This is a genomic window from Streptomyces sp. NPDC002138 (assembly GCF_040296485.1).
GTDB lineage: Bacteria > Actinomycetota > Actinomycetes > Streptomycetales > Streptomycetaceae > Streptomyces.
Window position 1 is genome coordinate 57,957 of record NZ_JBEOXE010000039.1, and the last position, 21,216, is coordinate 79,172.

Below are 21,216 nucleotides of genomic sequence, written 5' to 3' on the forward strand. Positions count from 1 at the left end.
TTAGTCAACCTCCTCAACCGTCACGAGGTGGCGGACGGTCTGCACCATTCCGCGGAACTCGGGGCGGTCCTCCTTGACGACCACGTCGTTCAGGCGCTTGAGCCCGAGCGAACGCAGAGTGTCGCGGTGGTTCTGCTTGCTGCCGATGTACGACTTCGTCTGCGTGATCTTGAGACGGGCCATTACGCACCCGCTCCCGCAGCACGCGCACGAAGGAGAGCCGCGGGGGCGACGTCCTCGAGGGGCAGACCACGGCGAGCCGCGATCTCCTCGGGACGCTGCAGGCCCTTGAGGGCCGCCACGGTCGCGTGCACGATGTTGATCGCGTTGGACGAGCCAAGCGACTTCGACAGGATGTCGTGAACGCCGGCGCACTCCAGAACGGCGCGCACCGGGCCACCGGCGATAACACCGGTACCGGGGGAAGCCGGCTTCAGGAGCACGACGCCCGCGGCACGCTCGCCCGTGATCGGGTGAGGGATCGTGCCCTGGATGCGCGGAACCTTGAAGAAGGACTTCTTCGCTTCCTCGACACCCTTGGCGATGGCCGCGGGAACTTCCTTGGCCTTGCCGTAACCGACACCTACAGTGCCGTCACCGTCGCCCACCACGACCAGCGCGGTGAAGCTGAAGCGGCGACCACCCTTGACAACCTTGGCGACGCGGTTGATCGCGACAACGCGCTCAACGTAAGCGGTCTTCTCGGCGGCAGGGCCACCGTCGCGACCCTTCCGGTCCCGCCGCTCGCCGCCACCGGCACCGCTTCCGCGGCGCTGGGGTCCAGCCATTGGATTACCTCTCTCTGTTACGTCCGTTAGTCCCGGAACCGGGGCTTAGAACTTCAGCCCGGCTTCGCGGGCGGCGTCAGCCAGAGCGGCAATGCGCCCGGCGTATCGGTTGCCACCGCGGTCGAACACGACGGTCTCGACACCCGCAGCCTTGGCACGCTCGGCGACGAGCGCGCCGACAGCCTGGGCCTGAGCGCTCTTGTCGCCTTCGCCACCGCGGATCGAAGCGTCCAGGGTCGACGCGGACGCCAGGGTGTGACCCTGGAGGTCGTCGATGACCTGAGCAACGATGTTGCGGTTGGAACGCGTCACGACGAGGCGCGGACGCTCCGCCGTACCCGAGACGTTCTTGCGGATGCGGATGTGGCGGCGAGCCTTGGCGGCACGCTTGTACGCGTCGCCCTTGGCGATCTTCACACCGTATGCCATGGCTACTTACCAGCCTTTCCGACCTTGCGGCGGATGACTTCGCCGGCGTACTTGACACCCTTGGCCTTGTACGGGTCGGGCTTCCGCAGCTTGCGGATGTTGGCGGCGACCTCGCCGACCTTCTGCTTGTCGATGCCCTCGACCGTGAACTTGGTGGGCGACTCGACCTTGAAGGAGATGCCCTCGGGCGCCTCGATCAGGATCGGGTGGCTGTAACCAAGCTGGAACTCCAGGTTGGAGCCCTTCGCGGCGACGCGGTAACCGACACCGCTGATCTCGAGCGCCTTGACGTAACCCGTGGTCACGCCGGTGATCATGTTCGCCACCAGCGTGCGGGACAGGCCGTGCAGGGCCTTGTTCTGACGCTCGTCGTTGGGGCGCGTGACGGTGAGGACACCGTCCTCGCCCTTAACGACACCGATGGGCGACGCGACGGTGTGCGAGAGGGAACCCTTGGGGCCCTTCACGGCGACCGTGCTGCCATCGATGGTGACGTCCACACCGGCGGGAACCTGGATGGGGAGCTTGCCGATTCGCGACATTGCTTTTCCTCCGTTCCCGACTACCAGACGTAGGCGAGGACTTCCCCACCTACGCCCTTCTTGCCTGCCTGCTGGCCGGTGAGGAGACCGTGGGACGTGGAGATGATCGCCACGCCCAGGCCGCCGAGCACCTTGGGCAGGTTGGTGGACTTCGCGTACACGCGCAGACCGGGCTTCGAGATCCGCTTGATGCCCGCGATGGAGCGCTCACGGTTCGGCCCGAACTTCAGCTCGAGGACGAGGTTCTTGCCGACCTCGGCGTCCTCGACCTTCCAGCCGGTGATGAAACCCTCCTGCTTGAGGATCTCCGCGATGTGCGACTTGATCTTGCTGTGCGGCATCACCACGGTGTCGTGGTACGCCGAGTTAGCGTTACGCAGACGAGTCAGCATGTCTGCGATCGGGTCAGTCATGGTCATGAATCGGCCTTCGGCCTCTCTCGCCGGGGTTTCCTGTATGCGCCATCCCTCTCCCCACTCAGTGGCGGGACGGGTGCGGTGCGGGGACCTACGGCGTAGTAAGTCGTTATGGACGGCAGGCGCCCAACCCCACAAGCCTACGGCATGCGGAGCGGGGCACCCACCGGCCAGGTGCTTACCGAGAGTCTCTGGTGATTCCCAAGTCCCGGAGGACTGGAGGGAATTACCAGGAGCTCTTGGTCACGCCCGGCAGCTCGCCACGGTGAGCCATCTCACGAAGGCACACGCGGCACAGGCCGAACTTGCGGTACACGGAGTGGGGGCGACCGCAGCGCTGGCAGCGGGTGTACGCACGCACACCGAACTTGGGCTTACGGGCAGCCTTCGCGATGAGAGCCTTCTTCGCCATCTCGCTTACGCCTCCTTGAAGGGGAAGCCGAGGTGACGAAGGAGGGCGCGGCCCTCGTCGTCGTTGGTCGCCGTGGTGACCACGGTGATGTCCATACCCCGGGTACGGTCGATCTTGTCCTGGTCGATCTCGTGGAACATGACCTGCTCCGTGAGACCGAAGGTGTAGTTGCCACGGCCGTCGAACTGCTTCGGCGACAGACCACGGAAGTCACGGATACGCGGCAGCGCGAGCGACAGCGTACGGTCCAGGAACTCCCACATGCGGTCACCACGGAGGGTGACGTGGCAGCCGATCGGCTGACCCTCGCGCAGCTTGAACTGCGCGATGGACTTGCGGGCCTTCGTGACGGCCGGCTTCTGACCGGTGATCGTCGTCAGGTCCTTGATGGCGCCGTCGATCAGCTTGGAGTCGCGGGCGGCGTCGCCCACACCCATGTTGACCACGATCTTCACGAGGCCGGGGATCTGCATGACGTTCTCGTAGGAGAACTCTTCACGCAGCTTGCCCGCGATGTCCTCGCGGTACTTCGTCTTGAGACGCGGAGTGGTAGCCATCAGATGTCCTCACCCGTCCGCTTGGCAACGCGGATCTTGTTGCCCTCGTCGTCGAAGCGGTAGCCGACGCGGGTGACGACCTTCTGGCCGTCCTTCTCCACGACCAGCTGAACGTTGCTGACGTGGATCGGCGCCTCGGTGATCACGATGCCACCGGTCTGCGAGCCACCAGCGGTCTGGCCGGCCTTGGTGTGCTTCTTGACCCGGTTGACACCCTCGACGAGGACGCGGTTCTCAGTAGGGATGGCCACGATGACCTTGCCCTGCTTGCCCTTGTCCTTACCGGTGATGACCTGAACCAGGTCGCCCTTCTTGATCTTCATGCTTACAGCACCTCCGGCGCGAGCGAGATGATCTTCATGAACTTCTTCTCGCGCAGCTCACGGCCCACCGGGCCGAAGATACGGGTGCCACGAGGGTCGCCGTCGTTCTTGAGAATGACAGCGGCGTTCTCGTCGAAGCGGATGTACGAGCCGTCCTGGCGGCGGCGCTCCTTGACGGTGCGAACGATGACGGCCTTGACGACGTCACCCTTCTTCACGTTGCCACCGGGGATCGCATCCTTGACGGTGGCGACGATGACGTCACCGATGCCCGCGTAGCGGCGACCCGAACCACCGAGAACACGGATGCAAAGGATTTCCTTGGCACCAGTGTTGTCGGCGACACGCAGTCGCGACTCCTGCTGGATCACGTCTATCTCCTGTTTGTCTGCCGGTTCCCGGCAGGGGCTTCGCGGTGCTCTTTCAAGCGGTGGAAGCCCCTACCGAGCCTGGCGGAACTGACCTGAGGGAAACCCCTCAGGCAATTTCCTTACTTGGCCTTCTCGAGGATCTCGACGATGCGCCAGCGCTTGCTCGCCGACAGCGGACGCGTCTCCATGATGAGGACGCGGTCGCCGACGCCGGCAGCGTTCTGCTCGTCGTGCGCCTTGAGCTTGTTCGTACGGCGGATGACCTTGCCGTACAGGGCGTGCTTCACGCGGTCCTCGACGGCGACGACGACGGTCTTGTCCATCTTGTCGCTGACGACGAGACCCTCACGGGTCTTGCGGAAGCCGCGGTCCTGGGTCTCAGTCACATTCTTCTCGCTCATCAGGCGCTCTCCACCGTCTCGATACCGAGCTCACGCTCGTGCATCAGGGTGTAGATGCGAGCGATGTCCTTACGGACGGAACGGAGCCGGCCGTTGTTCTCCAGCTGACCCGTGGCCGCCTGGAAGCGCAGCTTGAACAGCTCTTCCTTGGCCTCGCGCAGCTTGCCAACGAGCTCCTCGTTACCGAGCTCACGCAGCTCGGACGCCTTGGTTCCCGTCGCCATCACGACTCACCTGCCTCGCGCCGAACAATCCGGCACTTCATCGGAAGCTTGTGAGCAGCGCGGGTGAGCGCCTCACGAGCAATCTTCTCGTTCGGGTAGGACAGCTCGAACATGACCCGGCCCGGGTGCACGTTCGCGATCCACCACTCGGGAGAACCCTTACCGGAACCCATGCGGGTCTCGGCAGGCTTCTTCGTCAGGGGACGGTCCGGGTAAATGTTGATCCAGACCTTGCCGCCACGCTTGATGTGGCGGGTCATCGCGATACGAGCCGCCTCGATCTGGCGGTTCGTCACGTAGGCGGGGGTAAGCGCCTGGATGCCGTACTCGCCGAACGAGACCTCAGTACCGCCCTTGGCCATACCGCGGCGCTTGGGGTGGTGCTGCTTGCGGTGCTTGACCCTACGAGGGATCAGCATGTCGGTCAGGCCTCCGTTCCGGTGCTCTCAGCCGGAGCGGCGGCGGGAGCGTCGGCCTTGGGGGCCTCGGCGCCAACAGCCTGCTGCGGCTTGCGGCCGCCACGGCCGCCACGCTCGCCACCACGACCACCACGGCCACCGGCCGGACGGTCGTTCGCGCCACCACGGGCCGGGCGGTTACCCGCACGGGCCGCAGCGTTCTCGGCGCGAACCTCGGCGATGTTCTTGACGTCGCCCTTGTAGATCCAGACCTTCACGCCGATGCGGCCGAAGGTGGTCTTGGCCTCGAAGAAGCCGTAGTCCACGTTCGCGCGCAGCGTGTGCAGCGGCACACGACCCTCGCGGTAGAACTCGGACCGGCTCATCTCGGCGCCGCCGAGACGGCCACCACACTGGATCTTGATGCCCTTGGCGCCGGCCTTCATCGTGCCCTGCATGCTCTTACGCATGGCGCGACGGAAGGAGACGCGGGAGGACAGCTGCTCCGCAACGGCCTGAGCAACCAGCTGAGCGTCCATCTCGGGGTTCTTGACCTCGAGGATGTTCAGCTGGACCTGCTTGCCCGTGAGCTTCTCGAGGTCACCGCGGATGCGGTCGGCCTCGGCGCCACGGCGGCCGATGACGATGCCGGGACGCGCGGTGTGGATGTCCACACGCACACGGTCACGGGTGCGCTCGATCTCAACCTTCGAGATGCCGGCGCGCTCCATGCCGGACGTCATCATCCTGCGGATGGCGACGTCTTCCTTGACGTAGTCCTTGTACAGCTTGTCGGCGTACCAACGCGACTTGAAGTCGGTGGTAATGCCGAGCCGGAACCCGTGCGGGTTTACCTTCTGGCCCATTACCGGGTTCCTTCCTTGCTGCTGACGACCACGGTGATGTGGCTGGTCCGCTTGCGGATCCGGTAGGCACGGCCCTGAGCACGCGGACGGAACCGCTTCAGGGTCGGGCCCTCGTCCACGTACGCCTCGCTGATGACCAGCGAAGAGGCGTCCGTGTGGTCGTAGTTGTGAGCCGCGTTGGCAATGGCGCTGTCCAGCACCTTGCCAACGGGCACGCTCGCGGCCTGCGGGGCGAAACGCAGGACCGCCTGAGCCTCCGTGGCATCCATGCCACGGATAAGGTCCACCACTCGGCGGGCCTTCATGGGCGTGACGCGGATGTACCGCGCCTGGGCCCTGGCTTCCATGGTTGTCCCTTCGGTGTAAGTCATAGTCGTTACCACCCCGCCTTTAGCGGCGCTTCGACTTCCGGTCGTCCTTGACGTGGCCGCGGAAGGTGCGAGTCGGCGAGAACTCGCCGAGCTTGTGGCCGACCATCGACTCGGTGACGAACACCGGGACGTGGATCTTGCCGTTGTGCACCGCGATGGTGTGACCCAGCATGGCCGGGATGATCATCGAGCGACGGGACCAGGTCTTGATGACGTTCTTGGTACCAGCTTCGTTCTGTACGTCCACCTTCTTGATGAGGTGTCCGTCGACGAAGGGTCCCTTCTTGAGACTGCGCGGCATCTAAACCCGCTCCTAGCGCTTCTTGTTCGTCTTGCGGCGGCGGACGATGTACTTGCTCGAAGCCTTCTTCGGCGAGCGAGTACGACCCTCCTTCTGACCCCACGGGGAGACCGGGTGACGACCACCGGAGGTCTTACCCTCACCACCACCGTGCGGGTGGTCGACCGGGTTCATCGCGACACCGCGGACGGAGGGGCGAACGCCCTTCCAGCGCATGCGGCCGGCCTTGCCCCAGTTGATGTTCGACTGCTCGGCGTTGCCGACCTCGCCGACCGTGGCGCGGCAGCGGACGTCGACCAGGCGGACCTCGCCCGACGGCATACGCAGGTGGGCGTACTGGCCCTCCTTCGCCAGCAGCTGCACGGACGAACCGGCAGAGCGGGCGAACTTGGCGCCACCACCGGGACGGAGCTCGATCGCGTGGATCGTGGTACCGACCGGGATGTTGCGGAGCGGGAGGTTGTTACCCGGCTTGATGTCGGCGCCAGGGCCGTTCTCAATCCGGTCACCCTGGCTCAGCTTGGCCGGGGCGATGATGTAGCGCTTCTCGCCGTCTGCGTAGTGCAGGAGCGCGATGCGCGCGGTGCGGTTCGGGTCGTACTCGATGTGAGCGACCTTGGCCGGCACGCCATCCTTGTCGTGACGACGGAAGTCGATCACGCGGTAGGCGCGCTTGTGGCCGCCGCCCTGGTGGCGAACAGTGATCCGACCGGTGTTGTTACGGCCGCCCTTGCTGTGCAGCGGGCGAACCAGCGACTTCTCCGGCGTGGACCGCGTGATCTCGACAAAGTCGGCGACGCTGGAGCCACGACGGCCCGGGGTCGTCGGCTTGTACTTGCGGATACCCATTTCTCAGTCCTCGTCCGATTCCGGACGACTAGACCTCCGTTAGGAGGCCTGGCCGCCGAAGATGTCGATTCGGTCGCCCTCAGCGAGGGTCACGATGGCGCGCTTGGTGTCAGCGCGCTTGCCGAAACCGGTCTTGGTGCGCTTGCGCTTACCCTGACGGTTGATCGTGTTGACCCCGGTGACCTTGACCGAGAAGACCGCTTCCACAGCCTGCTTGATCTGGGTCTTGTTCGAGCCCGGCGCGACGATGAACGTGTACTTGTTCTCGTCGAGCAGCGCGTAGCTCTTCTCCGAGACAACCGGCTTGATCAGCAGGTCGCGCGGGTCAGTGAAGGTCTTGCTGGTAACGGTCGCGTCAGACATTACGCGTCGCTCCCTTCGGTCTCGTCGGCCTTGGGGCCAGACACGAAGGACTCGAAAGCGGCCTGAGTGAAGACCACGTCGTCAGAGACGATCACGTCGTACGTGTTCAGCTGGCCCGGCTCCAGGATGTGCACCTGGGGCAGGTTGCGGGCGGACAGCCACGCGGCCTCGTCGGCGCGGTCGACGACCAGGAGCAGGTTCTTGCGCTCCGAGATCTTGCCGAACAGCGTCTTGGCGGCCTTCGTGGAGGCGGCACCCTCGACCACACCGGTGACGATGTGGATGCGGGAGTGACGCGCGCGGTCCGACAGGGCACCACGGAGAGCGGCGACCTTCATCTTCTTCGGGGTCCGCTGCGAGTAGTCACGCGGCTGCGGGCCGTGGACGACGCCACCGCCGGCGAACTGCGGAGCGCGGGTCGAACCCTGACGGGCGCGGCCGGTGCCCTTCTGGCGGTACGGCTTGCGGCCACCACCACGGACTTCGCCACGACGCTTGGTCTTGTGCGTGCCCTGACGGGCAGCGGCCAGCTGAGCGACAACGACCTGGTGGATCAGCGGAACGCTGGTCTTGGCGTCGAAGATCTCCGCGGGGAGATCGACGGTACCGGCCTTGTCGCCTGCCGGCGAAAGGATGTCAATGGTGCTCATTACCTCAAGCCCCCTTGGCCGCGGTACGGACCAGGACGAGGCCGCCGTTCGGACCGGGGACCGCACCCTTGATGAGGAGCAGACCCTTCTCCGCGTCAACCGCGTGGATGGTCAGGTTCTGGGTGGTGACGCGCTCGTTACCCATACGACCGGCCATGCGCATGCCCTTGAAGACACGCCCAGGGGTGGCGCAGCCACCGATCGAACCGGGGGAGCGGTGCTTGCGCTGCACACCGTGACCGGCGCCGAGGCCCCGGAAGTTGTGCCGCTTCATGACACCGGCGAAGCCCTTGCCCTTGCTGTTGCCCGTGACGTCAACCTTGACGCCGGACTCGAACACCTCAGCAGTGATCTCCTGGCCGAGCGTGTACTCGCTGGCGTCGGAGGTGCGGAGCTCCACCAGGTGGCGGCGGGGGGTCACGTCGGCCTTGGCGAAGTGGCCCTTGAGGGGCTTGTTCACCTTGCGCGGGTCGATCTCGCCGAAGGCGATCTGGACCGACTCGTAGCCGTCGATGTCGTTCGTACGGACCTGGGTAACGACGCAGGGCCCGGCCTTGACAACGGTCACCGGGACGACACGGTTGTTCTCGTCCCAGACCTGGGTCATGCCGAGCTTCTCGCCCAGGACGCCCTTGATCTGCTTTGCCATCTTCTCCGTGCCTCTCAGAGCTTGATCTCGATGTCAACGCCGGCCGGAAGGTCCAGGCGCATCAGCGAGTCAACGGTCTTGGGCGTCGGGTCGAGGATGTCGATCAGGCGCTTGTGCGTGCGCATCTCGAAGTGCTCGCGCGAGTCCTTGTACTTGTGCGGCGACTTGATGACGCAGTACACGTTCTTCTCAGTGGGCAGCGGCACCGGGCCCGCGACCGACGCACCAGTGCGCGTCACCGTCTCGACGATCTTCTTCGCCGAGGAATCGATGACCTCGTGGTCGTAGGCCTTGAGCCGGATGCGGATCTTCTGTCCCGCCATGGCTACTCCGTAGTCCTGTCTGTTGTGGAAACGCTCTGGCTCCCGGTCGGCTGCGGATTTCCCGCCGCCCCTCCTCCGACCCACGCGGTCGGGCGTGTCGCACTCCCTCCAAAGAAATTTCCTTACGGAAATTCCCTGCCAAGGGGGTGCGGTCCCAAGACCGCGCATCGGGGAAGAAACACCCACCGAGTGCCTGGCTGGCTCCGTGCTGACACTTCCCAGAAGATTCCCGTACGTCCGCCCCAGCGCTGCCCCGGAGGGCAGATACGGGCGACGAGTACTGTGGGACTCGCTTCCGGTCCTCCCGGCGGGAGGCGCGCAGCATCGGCACTCAGCCGAGCAACTTGAGTAGTCTGCCATACGAGGCACGTATGGCGCCAATCGGGCGCAGAACAATACCCCGCCACGCTGCGTGGTCAAACTGCACCACGCGGCGCGGGGCCCGGGGCCCTGGCGGGAGGCGGTCAGGACCGGGAGACCGTCCCGCAGTCCTGCGGCAGCGCGTCCAGCGGCGTGCTCCGGTCGTACGGGTCCGTGACCGACCCGGTCGGATTCGGCGCCGTACGCCCGTCGCCGACGAAGGTCGGGTGCAGGTAGCCGGTCCCGTCCCGGGAGCAGTCGTCGTTGCCCGCGCTCTCCTTCCACTCCACGAGCTGCAGCTTGCCCTCGGTCACCTGCCAGCGCTTCGGGTCGTGGTAGGCCGTCGTCACGGTGCGCCGGACGATCGTGCGGGCCACCTCGTCGGAGCCGCCCTTCGCCCGCACGACCGGGTAGACGAAGGTGTAGTCGGCGTGCACGAGCACCTCCCCCTCCTCCTTGCCGCCCTCGACCGTCATCCGGCCCCGGGTCTTGACGACCCCGCCGTGGAAGCGCACCTCCGCCGGGTCGAAGCGGCTGAAGAGGAAGAGCGGGTTGTCCTCGGCGGAGGGCTTCTCCAGCGCCCGCTCCATGCGGCCCTTGACCTCGTCCTGTATCGGGTCCAGGAGCCCGAGGGCGGCCTCGGGCCGTGTCCCGGCCAGGACCGCGGGGTCCAGGTTCGAGGCGACGAGCAGGTCCCGGGTGCGGGCCAGCAGGGAGGCGACCTGCTCCTTGGGGACCCCGTTCACGGCCGTGGCGGCCGGCAGCTCGATGCCGGCGGCGCCGTCCGCCCACTGGAGGGCCGGGGAGCCGCGGAAGGGCTCCTTGAGGGTCGGCCGGTCCGGGTCCACCGGCCCCGGAGCCGCGGTCGGCCGCGCGGTCTCAGCGGGCAGCGGGGCGGCGATGCGGGCCCGGTCCCGCTCCTCCCCCTCGCCGGTCAGCTTGTCGACCAGCAGCTCGGGCCGCAGCGCGGCCAGCGCGAGCCCCGCGACGAAGACGACGGCCAGGGTCGTCCTGATCCGCCGCTTGGCCCTGCCCCGGCCCCGCATCTCCTGCCAGGCCGGCCCGGTCCGCCACCCGGGCGGCTCGACGGGCACGGACTTCCGGCGGGCCCCGAACCGCCCCCGGGCGGCCGCGGCCCGCTGCTCGTCCTCACGCCGCAGCCGCTCGGTGACCATCCGCGCCCGCGCCGAAGGCTCCTTGGGGGCCTCCCCCACGCCCTGCCCGGCCGCCTCGACGAACCGCGCCCACTCCTCGTCGGACACCCCCGCGCCGCCCGCGCCGCTGCCGTCGTTCCTGTCGTGCCTGTCGTTCCCCGCCATGCTTCCCCACCCCTGAGACGTTCGCGAAGCGGAGCGTCTCACAGCCGCTGAACAGGCCGGAAACCGGCCCACACCCCCGCCCCACCCCCACTCCCACCTGGCCGGATCCCCCCTGCCGAAGATCACCCCGCCCACCCCGCCTCGTACCCTGCCCGACAGACCATGGGGGTGGGGACATGAGCGGTGACAAGGGCAAAGACGCGCCGAAGGACCTGGCGCTGGACCCGACGGCGGTGCATCAGGTCCTGAGCGGCCTCAAGGCGACGACGGCGGAGCTGGGCGAAATCGGCGGCCTCGAAGCGTCCTCGGCGGGGGCGTCCTTCGGTGCGGGCTTCGGAGCCCTGGCCCTGACCGGCATGGAGGCGGGCCACCCGGCGGTCGCCTCGGTCTTCGAGGACTTCTGCGGGCGCTGGGAGTGGGGCGTACGGGCGCTCGTCCAGGGCGTCGGCGTACTGGCACAGGATCTCGGCCTGTCGGCGGGCGCGCTCTGGGAGGAGGACCAATACCTCCAGGGGGCGTTCAAGGTGGGCGCGAACTCCCTCTACGGCAACCCGCACGCGAGTGAGGACGAGGTCGAGGGCAAGTCCTGGGACGAGATCGTCCACGGCAACCCCTACAAGCCGGACGTCGGCCCGGAGGCCGACCGCCGCGCCCGGGAGGAGACCGCGCGCACCTGGGACGAGGCCGGCCGAAAGGTCGCGACCGAGGGCATCGGCGGGGCCGCGGTGGACCGCGCGGCCGAACTGGCTGGGGTGGACCCGGCCGTCATCGACCGGGCCCAAGCCCGAATGGCGCGGGGGGACGTGGGCTGATGGGCCTCAAGAACTTCCTGCCGGACTGGGCTGACGACGCCGCCGAGGCCGTGGGCGAGGGCGTCGAGTGGGTCGGCGACAAGGCCGCGGACACCCTGGAGGCCGCGGGCTGGCAGAAGGGCGCGAACGCGGTCCGCGACACGGTGGACTCGGCCGCGAACTGGCTCGGCGCCGACGTCGCCGAGGTCCAGCTCGGCCAGAGCGACGATCCGAAGAAGCTGGTCCACGGCAGCCCGGCCAAGCTCCGCTCCACCGCCGCCCACTTGAACGACCTCCAAGCGGCCTGCGACCGTACCGGCGGCGGGCTCAAGGGACTGGACTCCGCCGCGCTCAAAGGTGAGAGCGCCGAGGCGTTCCGCGCCGCCCTCACCCGGCAGACCCCTCCCTGGTTCAAGGCCGCCGACGCCTTCGCCAAGGCGGCGGGCGCGCTCACGCACTTCGCGGACACCGTGGAGTGGGCCCAGGGCCAGGCCCGCGAGGCGATCGACGAGTACAAGAGCGCGCTCAAGACCTCCGAGACGGCGCGCACCGCCTACAACGCCCGGGTCGACACCTACAACGCGGCTCTGGACGCCAGGGCGGACCCGCTCCCGGCCCGCCCCGCGGGCTTCACCGACCCGGGCGCGGACGGCGTCAAGGCCGCGCACGACAAGCTCGCCGAGGCGCGCCGCCAGCGCGACGACGCCTCCCGCACGGCGGTCACGGCCCTGGAGGCCGCGCGCGACGCGGCCCCGCCGATGCCGTCGTTCAAGGAACAGCAGATCAGCGCCATGGCCCTCACCGCCCTCAACGCGGGTCACGTCGCGGGCGGCGTCGTCAAGGGCACGGCGGGCCTGGTCAATTTCGTCCGCGCCCTGGACCCGCAGGACCCGTACAACGCCTCGCACCCCGCCGAATACCGGATGCGGCTGAACCAGATGGCCGCCGGGCTGCTCGTCTCGGCGAACGATCCCGTCGCCACCGGCAAGGTGATGGCCGACGAGTTCATGAAGGACCCGGGCGAGGGGATCGGCAAGCTGATCCCCGAGATCATCGGCTCGAAGGGGTTGGGCCGGGTCGGCGAGGGGCTGCGCACGGGCGCCAAGGGGATGCGGGAGGCAGGGGCGTTCGAGCGGTCGGCCGCCCGCGAGGATCTGCGCGGCGCCGAGCACGACAAGGCCCGTGACCAGGGCTGCAAGACCTGCGCGGGCGACCCGGTCGACGTCGCAACGGGCCGGATGGTCCTCCCCCAGACCGACCTGGTCCTTCCGGGACCACTACCGCTGATATTCAGCCGAACTTTCGAATCCTCCTACCGGTCGGGCCGCTGGTTCGGTCCCACCTGGGCTTCCACCGTCGACCAGCGCCTGGAGATCGACGCCGAGGGTGTGGTCCTGGTCGGCGAGGACGGCAGCCTGCTCGCCTATCCGCACCCGGCGCCAGGGGTGCCCGTCCTCCCCTCGCTCGGCCAGCCCTGGCCGCTGACCCGCGACCCGGACGGCGGCTACACGGTCACCGACCCGGAGAGCGGCCAGGTCCGCCACTTCTCGCCCGAGGGCCGGCTGACCCAGCAGGACGACCGCTCGGGCGCGTGGATCTCGTACGCCTACGACGAGACGACGGGCGCGCCGCTGCGCGTCACCCACAGCGGCGGCTACGAAGTGACCCTGACCTCGGCCGACGGCCGAATAACCGGCCTGAGCGCGGCCGGCACCGAGGTCCTGCGCTACGGCTACACGGACGGCCACCTCACCGAGGTCGTCAACTCCTCGGGCCGCCCGCTGCGCTTCGGCTACGACGAGCTGGGCCGCATCACCTCCTGGACCGACACCAACGAGCGCCGCTTCGACTACGTCTACGACGACCGCCACCGCTGCGTGGCCCAGTCCGGCGCCAACGGGCACCTGAACATCCGGTTCGCCTACGAGGACGGTCTGACCACCCTCACGGACTCGCTGGGCCACCGCACGCTGTACGGGGTGGACGACCGGGCCCGGGTGGTGTCGGAAACCGATCCGACCGGCGCGACCCGCCACTTCACCCACGACCTCCGGGGTCGGCTGCTCTCCCGCACGGACCCCTTGGGGCACACCACCCGCTTCGAGTGGAGCGAGGAGGGGCGCCTGCTCGCGGTCATCCGCCCGGACGGCCGCGCCGCACGGGCGGAGTACGACGCCCGGGGCCTGCCGCTGAAGGTGCAGAACCCGGACGGCACGACGGTGCGCCAGACCTACGACGCCGGGGGCCGCCGGACCTCGGTCACCGGCCCCTCGGGCGCCACGACCCGCTTCACCTACGACGCGCGGGGCCATCTGGCGTCCGTGACCGACGGGCTGGGCGCGACGACGACGGTGCGCTCGGACCCCGCGGGCCTGGTCGTGTCGACCACGGATCCCCTGGGCGCGACCACCACCTACGAACGCGACGCCTTCGGCCGGCCGGTCGCGGTGACGGACCCCCTGGGCCGCACCACGCGGCTCACGTGGAGCGTGGAGGGGCGCCTGCTGCGCCGCGCGTACGCGGACGGCAGCGCCGAATCCTGGACGTACGACGGTGAGGGCAATTGCCTGACCCACACGGACCCGGCGGGCGGGGTGACGGTCTCCGAGTACGGGGACTTCGACCTGCTGGTGGCCCGGACCGGACCGGACGGCGCGCGGTACGCGTTCGCGCACGACGCCGAGCTGCGGCTGACGGAGGTCACCAACCCGCACGGCCTGAGCTGGAGTTACGGCTACGACCCGGCGGGACGGCTCGCCCGGGAGACGGACTTCGACGGCCGAGCGCTGACATACGCCCATGACGCGGCGGGCCGGCTGGTGTCCCGTACGAACGTGCTGTCCGAGGTCACCCACTACGAGCACAACGCCCTGGGCCAGGTCACCCGGAAGGTGTCCCCGGAGGGTCCGGTGACCTACGAGTACGACGTCTCGGACCAGCTCGCGTCGGTGTCCTCCCCCCGCTCCACGGTCACCTGGCTCCGCGACCGGACGGGCCGGGTCCGCGCGGAGACGGTGGACGGCCGCACGCTGAGGTACGCGTACGACGCGCTGGGCCGCCGCACCACCCGTACGACGCCCAGCGGCGCACGGTCCGAGTGGACGTACGACGAGGCGGGGCGGCGGGCGGCCTTGACGACCTCCGGCCGCACCCTGACGTTCACGCACGACGCGACCGGTCAGGAGCTCACGCGCGCGGTGGGCTCCGTCACCCTCACCCACGAGTACAACGACCTCGGCCGCCTGACCTCGCAATCAGTCGTCGGCCAGGACGGGCGCACGCTCCAGCGCCGGGGCTACAGCTACCGCGCGGACGGCGGCCTGACCGGCATCGAGGACTCCCTCACCGGCGCCCGCACCTTCACGCTCGACGCGGCCTCCCGGGTCACGGCGGTGGAGGCCGGCTCGTGGTCGGAGCGGTACGCGTACGACGACGCGGGCAACCAGACCTCGGCCACCTGGCCCGACCGCCACCCGGGCGCGGAGGCGCGGGGCGCCCGTACGTACGCGGGCACGCGGCTGGAACGGGCGGGCGCGGTCCGCTACGAGTACGACGCCCTGGGCCGGACCGTGCTGCGCCAGAAGACGCGCCTGTCGCGGAAGCCCGACACCTGGCGCTACGAATGGAACGCGGAGGACCAGCTGGCCGCCGTCACCACCCCGGACGGCGTGCGCTGGACCTACACCTACGACCCCCTGGGGCGCCGCACCTCCAAGCAGAGCCCGACGGAGCGGGTCCTGTTCACCTGGGACGGCGCCACCCTGTGCGAACAGACCACGGGCCCGGTCACCCTGACGTGGACCCACCGGGGCCTGCACCCCCTGACCCAGACGGAACGCCTGGACCGGGGCGGGCAGGACGAGGTGGACGACCGGTTCTTCGCGATCGTCACGGACCTGATCGGCACCCCGACCCAGCTGATCGACGAAGCGGGCGAGGTCGCGTGGCGCACGCGCACCACCCTTTGGGGCACGACGACCTGGAACCGCGACGCCCCCGCCTACACCCCGCTCCGCTTCCCGGGCCAGTACTACGACCCGGAATCCGGCCTCCACCACAACGTCTTCCGCGCCTACGACCCGGAAACGGCCCGCTACCTCACCCCGGACCCCCTGGGCCTCTCCCCGGCCCCGAACCCGACGACGTACGTCCACAACCCCCACACGTGGGCCGACCCGCTGGGACTGGCACCCTGCGCGAAGGAACAATGGGAGCAACGGGCGGACTTTTCCAGTCAGAAGACGATGAGCAAGAAGTATCACGCTCACGCCGCAGACTTCATGGATTCTCCCGGAAATCTAAACGGAAAGAATCTGAAGGAATTCGAAGCAACCCTCCGAGCCCACATGGTCGCAGCTGAAACGAAGATCTACAGATATCACTACCGAAAGGCAGGCGACGTGGCTGTCGGGTTCATTGATCCCGGAACTCGCAATTTGGTAATGCTTCGCCCCGACGGAAAATTCTGGACTGCATACCGACTCGGCGAAGGGCAACTGTCCGACATCGTGAACAGGGGGTTCCTATGGTGAAAACAGAAGGTTCCGACAAGCGACCGACACCACAGCCGCACTGGAAACATGCGGCTGCGGTGCCTCCAGGATCAGCAACCGGTCGGCAGTTGGAGCTTATGCGACTGCTGGTGGGTGGAGATCTTCAGCCCGCCGAATTCGCGATGGGCTGGCTCACCGCCCGACGGCGGGCACTGACCGACGGAGAACGCCTCGGGGCGGAACTGGACCGCCACCTCAACCAGGTCTTCTACGCGCTGGACGAGTACCCGATCGACCCGGCCCTCCGGGAAGACGGCGACACCACCGATGCAGAATTGCTTGTGGTCGTGGAACGGGTGCTCTCGCTGCTCTGGACGCAGGAGGCACAGTGATCGACGAAGCCCCGGGGGTTTCGGCGGGGGCCACGGGTCACCATCGGTGAAAGCCTCGGCTGACGGAGCTTCGTTGGCACTGAACTCACTTCGGTCGAGGTGGTAGGCACGAGCGGTCCGGGTGTGCTTGTACCAGTTGACTCGCGGCGCGGCGTTCTACTCATCGAGGGTCACCAGCCGGGCTTGAACGCTCTCGCTGACGCACTTCGGTCGATTGCGGAAATGAACGACGGCGGCCACCAACACATCGATTACTTCACCGAGGCCAACGTGAACGGCCCCGCCCTGGTGCGCTCCGTAGAACGCCCTGACGTGTACGTCATCTTGAACGGCGGGCCGTTGAGCATCGCGACCGGATCGTCCGACACGGAGAAAGCCAGACCATGGAATATTGGAGAGTCGAATGGCTGACCGGGGCGAACGAGGATCCGGCGACCATCTGGAGTGAAATCCAAGCCGATGGATACGAAGCCCGTAAGGTGCACCGGTACCGAGACGGGAGAATCCTGCGAAGTGACGAGCGCTACGAATCGCGAGAAATGGGCCTGAGCGAGGTGCCGGTCGGCGACATTGAAGAAGTCAACAACCTCCCCGACTTCGCGGCCCTAGTGGTGACGCGGGAAGTTTTCGAAGAAGCGTGGCGAGACGCAGTCTGGTGCTCCCCCAGCTGCAGGGCTGGGCGCCGGAGACCGAGTGCGGGGTGAGCTCGTGCTGCGCACGCTCGACGGGTTGCCCGGGGACGTCGGCAAGCAGCGCACGGTCGTCCTCGGCGACCTCGGTGCGGTCGAGGCCGCCGCCGGGCGTCCCGCAGGACGCGGCCGGGTACGCCCTGCGCGCGCTGGAACTGCTGGAGACGCACTGGTACGCCACCGGGCTGGAGCGGGTCCGCGAAGTGCGGCGCGCGCTCGGCCCCTGGGAGCACGAGCAGTACGTCCGCGACCTCGACGACCGGCTCTACGCCTGGGGCGCGGTGGTCAGCGCCGTCGCCCGTTGAATTCGGCGATGCGGGGGGACAGCTCGGCGAGGCTCTCGATGCGGAACGTCGGCAGCTCGCGCGCCTCGGCGGTGTCCCACTGGATCGTGGCCCACGGGCCCCGGCGGACGAGCGCAGTGTGCATCCCCGCCTGCTTGGCGGGCCGCAGGTCGTTGTCGACGCGGTCGCCCACGTACAGGATCTCCGACGGCTCGGCGGGGACGACCGCGGCGACCCGCTCGAAGAACTCGGGGTACGCCGAGCCAGTCGGCCCACGTGCCGTGCTCCCGGGTCTCGTCCACGAGGCAGTCACCGACGTCGAAAACCACCGCGCGAATCGTCATGGCCGCAGCGTAGTAATCGGGCGGGAACCGTGGGCGGGCGGCCGGTCGCCGATCGTCCCGACTCGCCTTGGATCGGGGGCGGTTGCATAGGGCCGAAGCCATGACGACGAGGACCCTGTACCTGCTCTGTTCGGCGGCTCCGCCCGTCTTCGAGATCGCCAGCGTGGTGGAGGAGGCGCAGGCTCGCGGCTGGGACGTGTGCCTCGGATTGACGCCGACGGCCGCCGAGTGGCTGGAGGACGACCTCGACGGCCTGGCCGCGCTGAGCAGGCACCCGGTGCGCTCGCGGTACAAGAAGCCCGGCCAACCGGACGTGTGGCCAGCGGCGGACGCGGTGCTCGTGGCCCCGGCCACGATGAACACCATCAACTCCTGGGCGCTCGGCATCACCGGGACGTGGCTGGTCGGGTTCGTCGCGGAGGCGATCGGCAAGGGCATCCCGCTGACGGCGATGCCCCGCGTGAACTCGGCGTACGCGCAACACCCGCAGTTTCCTCTGTCGGTCGAGACCCTGCGCGCGGCCGGCGTCCGGGTGCTGTTCGGGCCGGACGGCTTCGAGCCGAACGCCCCGGGCGAGAAGCGTCCGTACCCGTGGGCGGCGGCGCTGGACGCGGTCGGCGAACAGCGGTCGTAGGCAGCCTCGCGCCCTCCGCTCGAACCGGGTCCGGAGGCCCCACGCAGCCGCGTCGCGGGTTTCCGCGTGGCGGTGGGGTTAGTTGTCCAAGGGGTTAGTACTGGGGAAGCGAAAGACCTCTGCCAAGCCTCTCCAGCCTCTCGGGGAGGGGCGGTGCGGGGGCGTAGCTCACATGGGTGAACGCGGCCAACTGGGCTGGCTTTCATGGGGGTTCGCTGGCATATGCTCGGCGCGACAACTCCAGACATGCGTCGGCCCCCGGCGGGACTGCAATCCCGGGCGGGGGCCTGACCAGCAAGGAAGTAAGGGCTTCCCGATGGGTATTCAAAAGCTTAGCGTGCGTCCGCGCGCCTCGTCCCGGAACACCGACGGGAGTCCCCGATACGGGGTCATCCACGTCAACATCCGGCACACCCGCCGCTTCACCGTGGTGGGCAACCACCTCGCCCAGCACTCCGAGATGTCCCTGATGGGCATCGGCCTCGGCACGCACATCCAGTCGCTGCCGACCGGCACCCCCATCGGCATCAAGGACCTCGCCGCCCGGTTCCCCGAGAGCGAGTACCGGATCGGCCGGACGCTGCGGGAGCTGGAGGAGCACGGCTATCTGGAGCGCACCCGGCACCGGCTGCCCGGCGGGCAGGTGATCACGCGGACCGTGTTCTACAACCGGCCCGGGTACGCCGTCCCCGAGGAGGAAACCGGGCGGGAAGCGGAGCCCGCAGGGGCCGAGCCCGTAGCCGCCGAGGCCGCAGCGGCGGAGGCCGAGCCACCACCGGTAGCGGCCGCCACCCCGCTACGACCGCTCCCCCGGCCCTCCGGCCCGGCCAACGCCGCGCGCCGGGCGGCCGCCGAGCAGGTGCTCGTACGGCTGCGCGGGGTGGATCCGCGGCTGCTGCTCGGGGAGCGGGACGTCCAGCGGCTCGCGCCCGCGGTCGAGGCCTGGCTGGAGCGCGGGGCCTCGCCGGACGCCGTGACCGCCGCCCTCACCCTCCACCTGCCGCCCCGCCCCCGGAACCCGGCCGGGCTGATCGGCTACCGGCTCACGCACCAGATTCCACCCGAGCGGGTGACCGGCACGAGCCGGGCGCCGATGCCCCCGGTTCTGCCGATGCGGACGTGCGAGCGCTGCGACCTGGCCTTCCGCGGGGCGGAACCGGGCTGCTGCAAGGGATGCAGCTGAGCGACACCTAGTTCCTACGTACGCCTTCCGCAAGCTCGGCCGCCAAAGCCCGCACGGCGGCGAGACCGGCCGGCAGGTCGGGGGCGTCCAGGAGGAGCTTGACGAAGGCCGAGCCGACGATCACGCCGTCCGCGAAGACCGCGACTTCCTTGGCCTGCGCGGCGTTGGAGACGCCCAGGCCGACACAGACCGGGAGGTCGGTGGTCTTGCGGGTGCGGGCCACCAGGTCCTGGGCCTGTTCGCCGACCGAGACCCGGGTCCCCGTCACACCCATCAAGGACGCCGCGTAGACGAAACCGGAGCCCGCCGCGGTGATCGTGGCGAGCCGCTCGTCCTTGCTGGAGGGGGCGACGACGAAGACGGTCGCCAGACCGTGCTTGTCGGCGTGCTCACGCCACAGCGCCGACTCCTGCACCGGCAGGTCCGGCAGGATGCACCCCGCGCCGCCCGCCGCCGCCAGCTCCGCGGTGAACCGCTCCACGCCGTAGCGGTCGATCGGATTCCAGTACGTCATCACCAGCACCGGTGCGCCGGTCGCCTCGTGCGCCTCACGGACCGTGCGCAGGACGTCGGCGATCTTCACACCGCCGCGCAGGGCGATGTCATCGGCGGTCTGGATCACCGGCCCGTCCAGGACCGGGTCACTGTGCGGCAGCCCGATCTCGACGACGTCCGCGCCGCCCGCGATGACGGCCTTGACCGCCTCGATCCCCCCGTCCACCGTCGGGAAACCCGCCGGAAGGTAGGCGACGAGCGCCGCCCGGTTCTCGGACTTGGCCTTCGCCAGGGTGCGGGAAAGGAGGTCGACGTTCCCCGTGTGCGCGCTCACTTGGTGGCTCCTTCGGTGCCGGTGCCGTCGTAGAGGCCGAAGTAGCGGGCCGCCGTGTCCATGTCCTTGTCACCGCGACCGGACAGGTTGACGATGATCAGACCGTCCTTGCCCAGCTCCTTGCCCAGGTCGAGCGCACCCGCCAGGGCGTGCGCCGACTCGATCGCCGGGATGATGCCCTCCGTGCGCGACAACAGCCGCAGAGCCTGCATCGCCTGGTCGTCGGTCACCGCCCGGTACTCGCCCCGGCCCGAATCCTTCAGGAACGCGTGCTCCGGACCGATACCCGGGTAATCCAGACCCGCCGAGATCGAATACGGCTCGGTGATCTGACCCTCCTCGTCCTGGAGGACGTAGGAGCGGGAGCCGTGCAGGATTCCCGGCTCACCCGCGCTCAGCGTCGCCGCGTGCTCACCCGTCTCGATGCCGTGCCCCGCCGGCTCGAAGCCCACCAGACGCACCCCCGCATCCGGGATGAACGCGTGGAACAAGCCGATCGCGTTCGACCCGCCACCCACACACGCCGCGACCGCGTCCGGCAGACGCCCCGCACGCTCCAGGATCTGGCGACGGGCCTCCACACCGATCACCCGGTGGAAGTCACGCACCATCGCCGGGAACGGATGCGGACCCGCGACCGTACCGAACAGGTAATGCGTACGGTC

Annotated in this window: 31 protein-coding genes and 1 pseudogene; 8 read left to right on the plus strand and 24 right to left on the minus strand. The window is 68.6% G+C overall.

Annotated features, from left to right (window positions below):
• From rpmD to ABT084_RS24350, 21 genes are all read right to left on the minus strand, one after another.
• Window positions 1-183 (minus strand): 50S ribosomal protein L30, encoded by a 183-nt coding sequence (gene rpmD, locus ABT084_RS24250; protein WP_053682614.1) that lies wholly within the window; start codon window positions 181-183, stop codon window positions 1-3.
• Window positions 183-788, minus strand: coding sequence for a 30S ribosomal protein S5 (gene rpsE / locus ABT084_RS24255; RefSeq protein WP_214946843.1), 606 nt, complete (start codon window positions 786-788; stop codon window positions 183-185). Before rpsE ends, rpmD begins: the two co-directional genes overlap by 1 nt.
• Before the next feature lie 45 nt (window positions 789-833).
• On the minus strand, window positions 834-1,217 hold the full coding sequence (gene rplR, locus ABT084_RS24260) for a 50S ribosomal protein L18 (RefSeq protein ID WP_030026334.1): 384 nt from the start codon (window positions 1,215-1,217) through the stop codon (window positions 834-836).
• Window positions 1,218-1,219: 2 nt separating this feature from the next.
• Complete coding sequence (rplF, locus tag ABT084_RS24265; RefSeq protein ID WP_351047593.1) at window positions 1,220-1,759, minus strand: 50S ribosomal protein L6; 540 nt, start codon at window positions 1,757-1,759, stop codon at window positions 1,220-1,222.
• 20 nt (window positions 1,760-1,779) lie between these two features.
• Window positions 1,780-2,178 (minus strand): 30S ribosomal protein S8, encoded by a 399-nt coding sequence (gene rpsH / locus ABT084_RS24270; protein ID WP_007265911.1) that lies wholly within the window; start codon window positions 2,176-2,178, stop codon window positions 1,780-1,782.
• Between the two features lie 223 nt (window positions 2,179-2,401).
• Window positions 2,402-2,587 carry a type Z 30S ribosomal protein S14 gene (locus ABT084_RS24275; RefSeq protein ID WP_003956452.1) on the minus strand — a complete coding sequence of 62 codons (186 nt, stop codon included), beginning with the start codon at window positions 2,585-2,587 and terminating at the stop codon, window positions 2,402-2,404.
• Between the two features lie 5 nt (window positions 2,588-2,592).
• Window positions 2,593-3,144 (minus strand): 50S ribosomal protein L5, encoded by a 552-nt coding sequence (rplE, locus tag ABT084_RS24280; RefSeq protein WP_030388859.1) that lies wholly within the window; start codon window positions 3,142-3,144, stop codon window positions 2,593-2,595.
• The gene (gene rplX / locus ABT084_RS24285; RefSeq protein WP_330332032.1) at window positions 3,144-3,467 is read right to left on the minus strand and encodes a 50S ribosomal protein L24; all 324 of its coding nucleotides are present in this window, start codon (window positions 3,465-3,467) and stop codon (window positions 3,144-3,146) included. The genes rplE and rplX overlap by 1 nt, the downstream gene beginning before the upstream one ends.
• 2 nt (window positions 3,468-3,469) lie before the next feature.
• A complete protein-coding gene (gene rplN, locus ABT084_RS24290; protein ID WP_003956455.1) occupies window positions 3,470-3,838 on the minus strand; it encodes a 50S ribosomal protein L14 in 369 nt (122 codons plus the stop codon).
• Between the two features lie 119 nt (window positions 3,839-3,957).
• Window positions 3,958-4,239, minus strand: a complete 282-nt coding sequence (gene rpsQ / locus ABT084_RS24295; RefSeq protein ID WP_053682619.1) for a 30S ribosomal protein S17 — start codon at window positions 4,237-4,239, stop codon at window positions 3,958-3,960.
• On the minus strand, window positions 4,239-4,463 hold the full coding sequence (rpmC, locus tag ABT084_RS24300) for a 50S ribosomal protein L29 (RefSeq protein ID WP_073912892.1): 225 nt from the start codon (window positions 4,461-4,463) through the stop codon (window positions 4,239-4,241). Before rpmC ends, rpsQ begins: the two co-directional genes overlap by 1 nt.
• Window positions 4,463-4,882: a 50S ribosomal protein L16 gene (gene rplP / locus ABT084_RS24305; protein ID WP_030026326.1), complete on the minus strand. Its 420-nt coding sequence runs from the start codon at window positions 4,880-4,882 to the stop codon at window positions 4,463-4,465. The genes rpmC and rplP overlap by 1 nt, the downstream gene beginning before the upstream one ends.
• 5 nt (window positions 4,883-4,887) lie before the next feature.
• A complete protein-coding gene (gene rpsC / locus ABT084_RS24310; protein WP_351047602.1) occupies window positions 4,888-5,727 on the minus strand; it encodes a 30S ribosomal protein S3 in 840 nt (279 codons plus the stop codon).
• Window positions 5,727-6,074: a 50S ribosomal protein L22 gene (gene rplV, locus ABT084_RS24315; RefSeq protein WP_004571827.1), complete on the minus strand. Its 348-nt coding sequence runs from the start codon at window positions 6,072-6,074 to the stop codon at window positions 5,727-5,729. The genes rpsC and rplV overlap by 1 nt, the downstream gene beginning before the upstream one ends.
• A gap of 43 nt (window positions 6,075-6,117) precedes the next feature.
• Window positions 6,118-6,399 carry a 30S ribosomal protein S19 gene (rpsS, locus tag ABT084_RS24320; protein WP_023539342.1) on the minus strand — a complete coding sequence of 94 codons (282 nt, stop codon included), beginning with the start codon at window positions 6,397-6,399 and terminating at the stop codon, window positions 6,118-6,120.
• A 12-nt stretch (window positions 6,400-6,411) separates the two neighbouring features.
• Window positions 6,412-7,248 (minus strand): 50S ribosomal protein L2, encoded by an 837-nt coding sequence (gene rplB, locus ABT084_RS24325; protein ID WP_330332030.1) that lies wholly within the window; start codon window positions 7,246-7,248, stop codon window positions 6,412-6,414.
• A gap of 39 nt (window positions 7,249-7,287) precedes the next feature.
• On the minus strand, window positions 7,288-7,611 hold the full coding sequence (gene rplW / locus ABT084_RS24330; RefSeq protein ID WP_215023440.1) for a 50S ribosomal protein L23: 324 nt from the start codon (window positions 7,609-7,611) through the stop codon (window positions 7,288-7,290).
• The gene (gene rplD, locus ABT084_RS24335) at window positions 7,611-8,261 is read right to left on the minus strand and encodes a 50S ribosomal protein L4 (protein ID WP_351047607.1); all 651 of its coding nucleotides are present in this window, start codon (window positions 8,259-8,261) and stop codon (window positions 7,611-7,613) included. Before rplD ends, rplW begins: the two co-directional genes overlap by 1 nt.
• A 4-nt stretch (window positions 8,262-8,265) precedes the next feature.
• On the minus strand, window positions 8,266-8,910 hold the full coding sequence (gene rplC, locus ABT084_RS24340) for a 50S ribosomal protein L3 (RefSeq protein ID WP_007265899.1): 645 nt from the start codon (window positions 8,908-8,910) through the stop codon (window positions 8,266-8,268).
• Window positions 8,911-8,924: 14 nt separating this feature from the next.
• Window positions 8,925-9,233, minus strand: coding sequence for a 30S ribosomal protein S10 (gene rpsJ / locus ABT084_RS24345; protein ID WP_003948644.1), 309 nt, complete (start codon window positions 9,231-9,233; stop codon window positions 8,925-8,927).
• Window positions 9,234-9,697: 464 nt separating this feature from the next.
• Window positions 9,698-10,912, minus strand: a complete 1,215-nt coding sequence (locus ABT084_RS24350; RefSeq protein WP_351047610.1) for a serine/threonine-protein kinase — start codon at window positions 10,910-10,912, stop codon at window positions 9,698-9,700.
• 176 nt (window positions 10,913-11,088) lie between these two features.
• Between ABT084_RS24350 and ABT084_RS24355 the strand changes: the two genes are divergently transcribed.
• From ABT084_RS24355 to ABT084_RS24380, 6 genes are all read left to right on the plus strand, one after another.
• Window positions 11,089-11,724 (plus strand): hypothetical protein, encoded by a 636-nt coding sequence (locus ABT084_RS24355; protein WP_351047613.1) that lies wholly within the window; start codon window positions 11,089-11,091, stop codon window positions 11,722-11,724.
• Entirely contained in the window at window positions 11,724-16,235 is a 4,512-nt protein-coding gene (locus tag ABT084_RS24360) for a putative T7SS-secreted protein (RefSeq protein ID WP_351047616.1), read from the plus strand. The genes ABT084_RS24355 and ABT084_RS24360 overlap by 1 nt, the downstream gene beginning before the upstream one ends.
• Window positions 16,236-16,333: 98 nt before the next feature.
• Complete coding sequence (locus ABT084_RS24365; protein ID WP_351047619.1) at window positions 16,334-16,588, plus strand: hypothetical protein; 255 nt, start codon at window positions 16,334-16,336, stop codon at window positions 16,586-16,588.
• 123 nt (window positions 16,589-16,711) lie between these two features.
• Window positions 16,712-16,999, plus strand: coding sequence for an Imm32 family immunity protein (locus tag ABT084_RS24370; RefSeq protein WP_502969091.1), 288 nt, complete (start codon window positions 16,712-16,714; stop codon window positions 16,997-16,999).
• Complete coding sequence (locus ABT084_RS24375; protein WP_351047625.1) at window positions 16,972-17,292, plus strand: DUF6881 domain-containing protein; 321 nt, start codon at window positions 16,972-16,974, stop codon at window positions 17,290-17,292. Before ABT084_RS24370 ends, ABT084_RS24375 begins: the two co-directional genes overlap by 28 nt.
• 74 nt (window positions 17,293-17,366) lie before the next feature.
• On the plus strand, window positions 17,367-17,582 hold the full coding sequence (locus ABT084_RS24380; protein ID WP_351047627.1) for a hypothetical protein: 216 nt from the start codon (window positions 17,367-17,369) through the stop codon (window positions 17,580-17,582).
• Here ABT084_RS24380 and ABT084_RS24385 read toward each other — a convergent pair.
• A pseudogene (locus tag ABT084_RS24385) lies at window positions 17,563-17,905 on the minus strand (HAD family hydrolase). The gene ABT084_RS24380 and the pseudogene ABT084_RS24385 sit on opposite strands and share 20 nt — an antisense overlap.
• Window positions 17,906-18,005: 100 nt before the next feature.
• On the opposite strand from ABT084_RS24385, the gene ABT084_RS24390 reads away from it, so the two are divergent.
• Both ABT084_RS24390 and ABT084_RS24395 read left to right on the plus strand, forming a co-directional pair.
• Window positions 18,006-18,539 carry a flavoprotein gene (locus ABT084_RS24390; RefSeq protein ID WP_351047630.1) on the plus strand — a complete coding sequence of 178 codons (534 nt, stop codon included), beginning with the start codon at window positions 18,006-18,008 and terminating at the stop codon, window positions 18,537-18,539.
• Between the two features lie 337 nt (window positions 18,540-18,876).
• Window positions 18,877-19,722 carry a helix-turn-helix domain-containing protein gene (locus ABT084_RS24395; RefSeq protein ID WP_351047633.1) on the plus strand — a complete coding sequence of 282 codons (846 nt, stop codon included), beginning with the start codon at window positions 18,877-18,879 and terminating at the stop codon, window positions 19,720-19,722.
• 7 nt (window positions 19,723-19,729) lie between these two features.
• Here ABT084_RS24395 and trpA read toward each other — a convergent pair whose 3' ends face one another.
• Together trpA and ABT084_RS24405 are read right to left on the minus strand one after the other, a co-directional pair.
• Window positions 19,730-20,551, minus strand: a complete 822-nt coding sequence (trpA, locus tag ABT084_RS24400; RefSeq protein ID WP_351047635.1) for a tryptophan synthase subunit alpha — start codon at window positions 20,549-20,551, stop codon at window positions 19,730-19,732.
• Window positions 20,548-21,216, minus strand: a 669-nt coding sequence (locus tag ABT084_RS24405) for a pyridoxal-phosphate dependent enzyme (protein ID WP_351047638.1), incomplete at its 5' end; no start/stop codon positions are given. The genes trpA and ABT084_RS24405, both read right to left, overlap by 4 nt.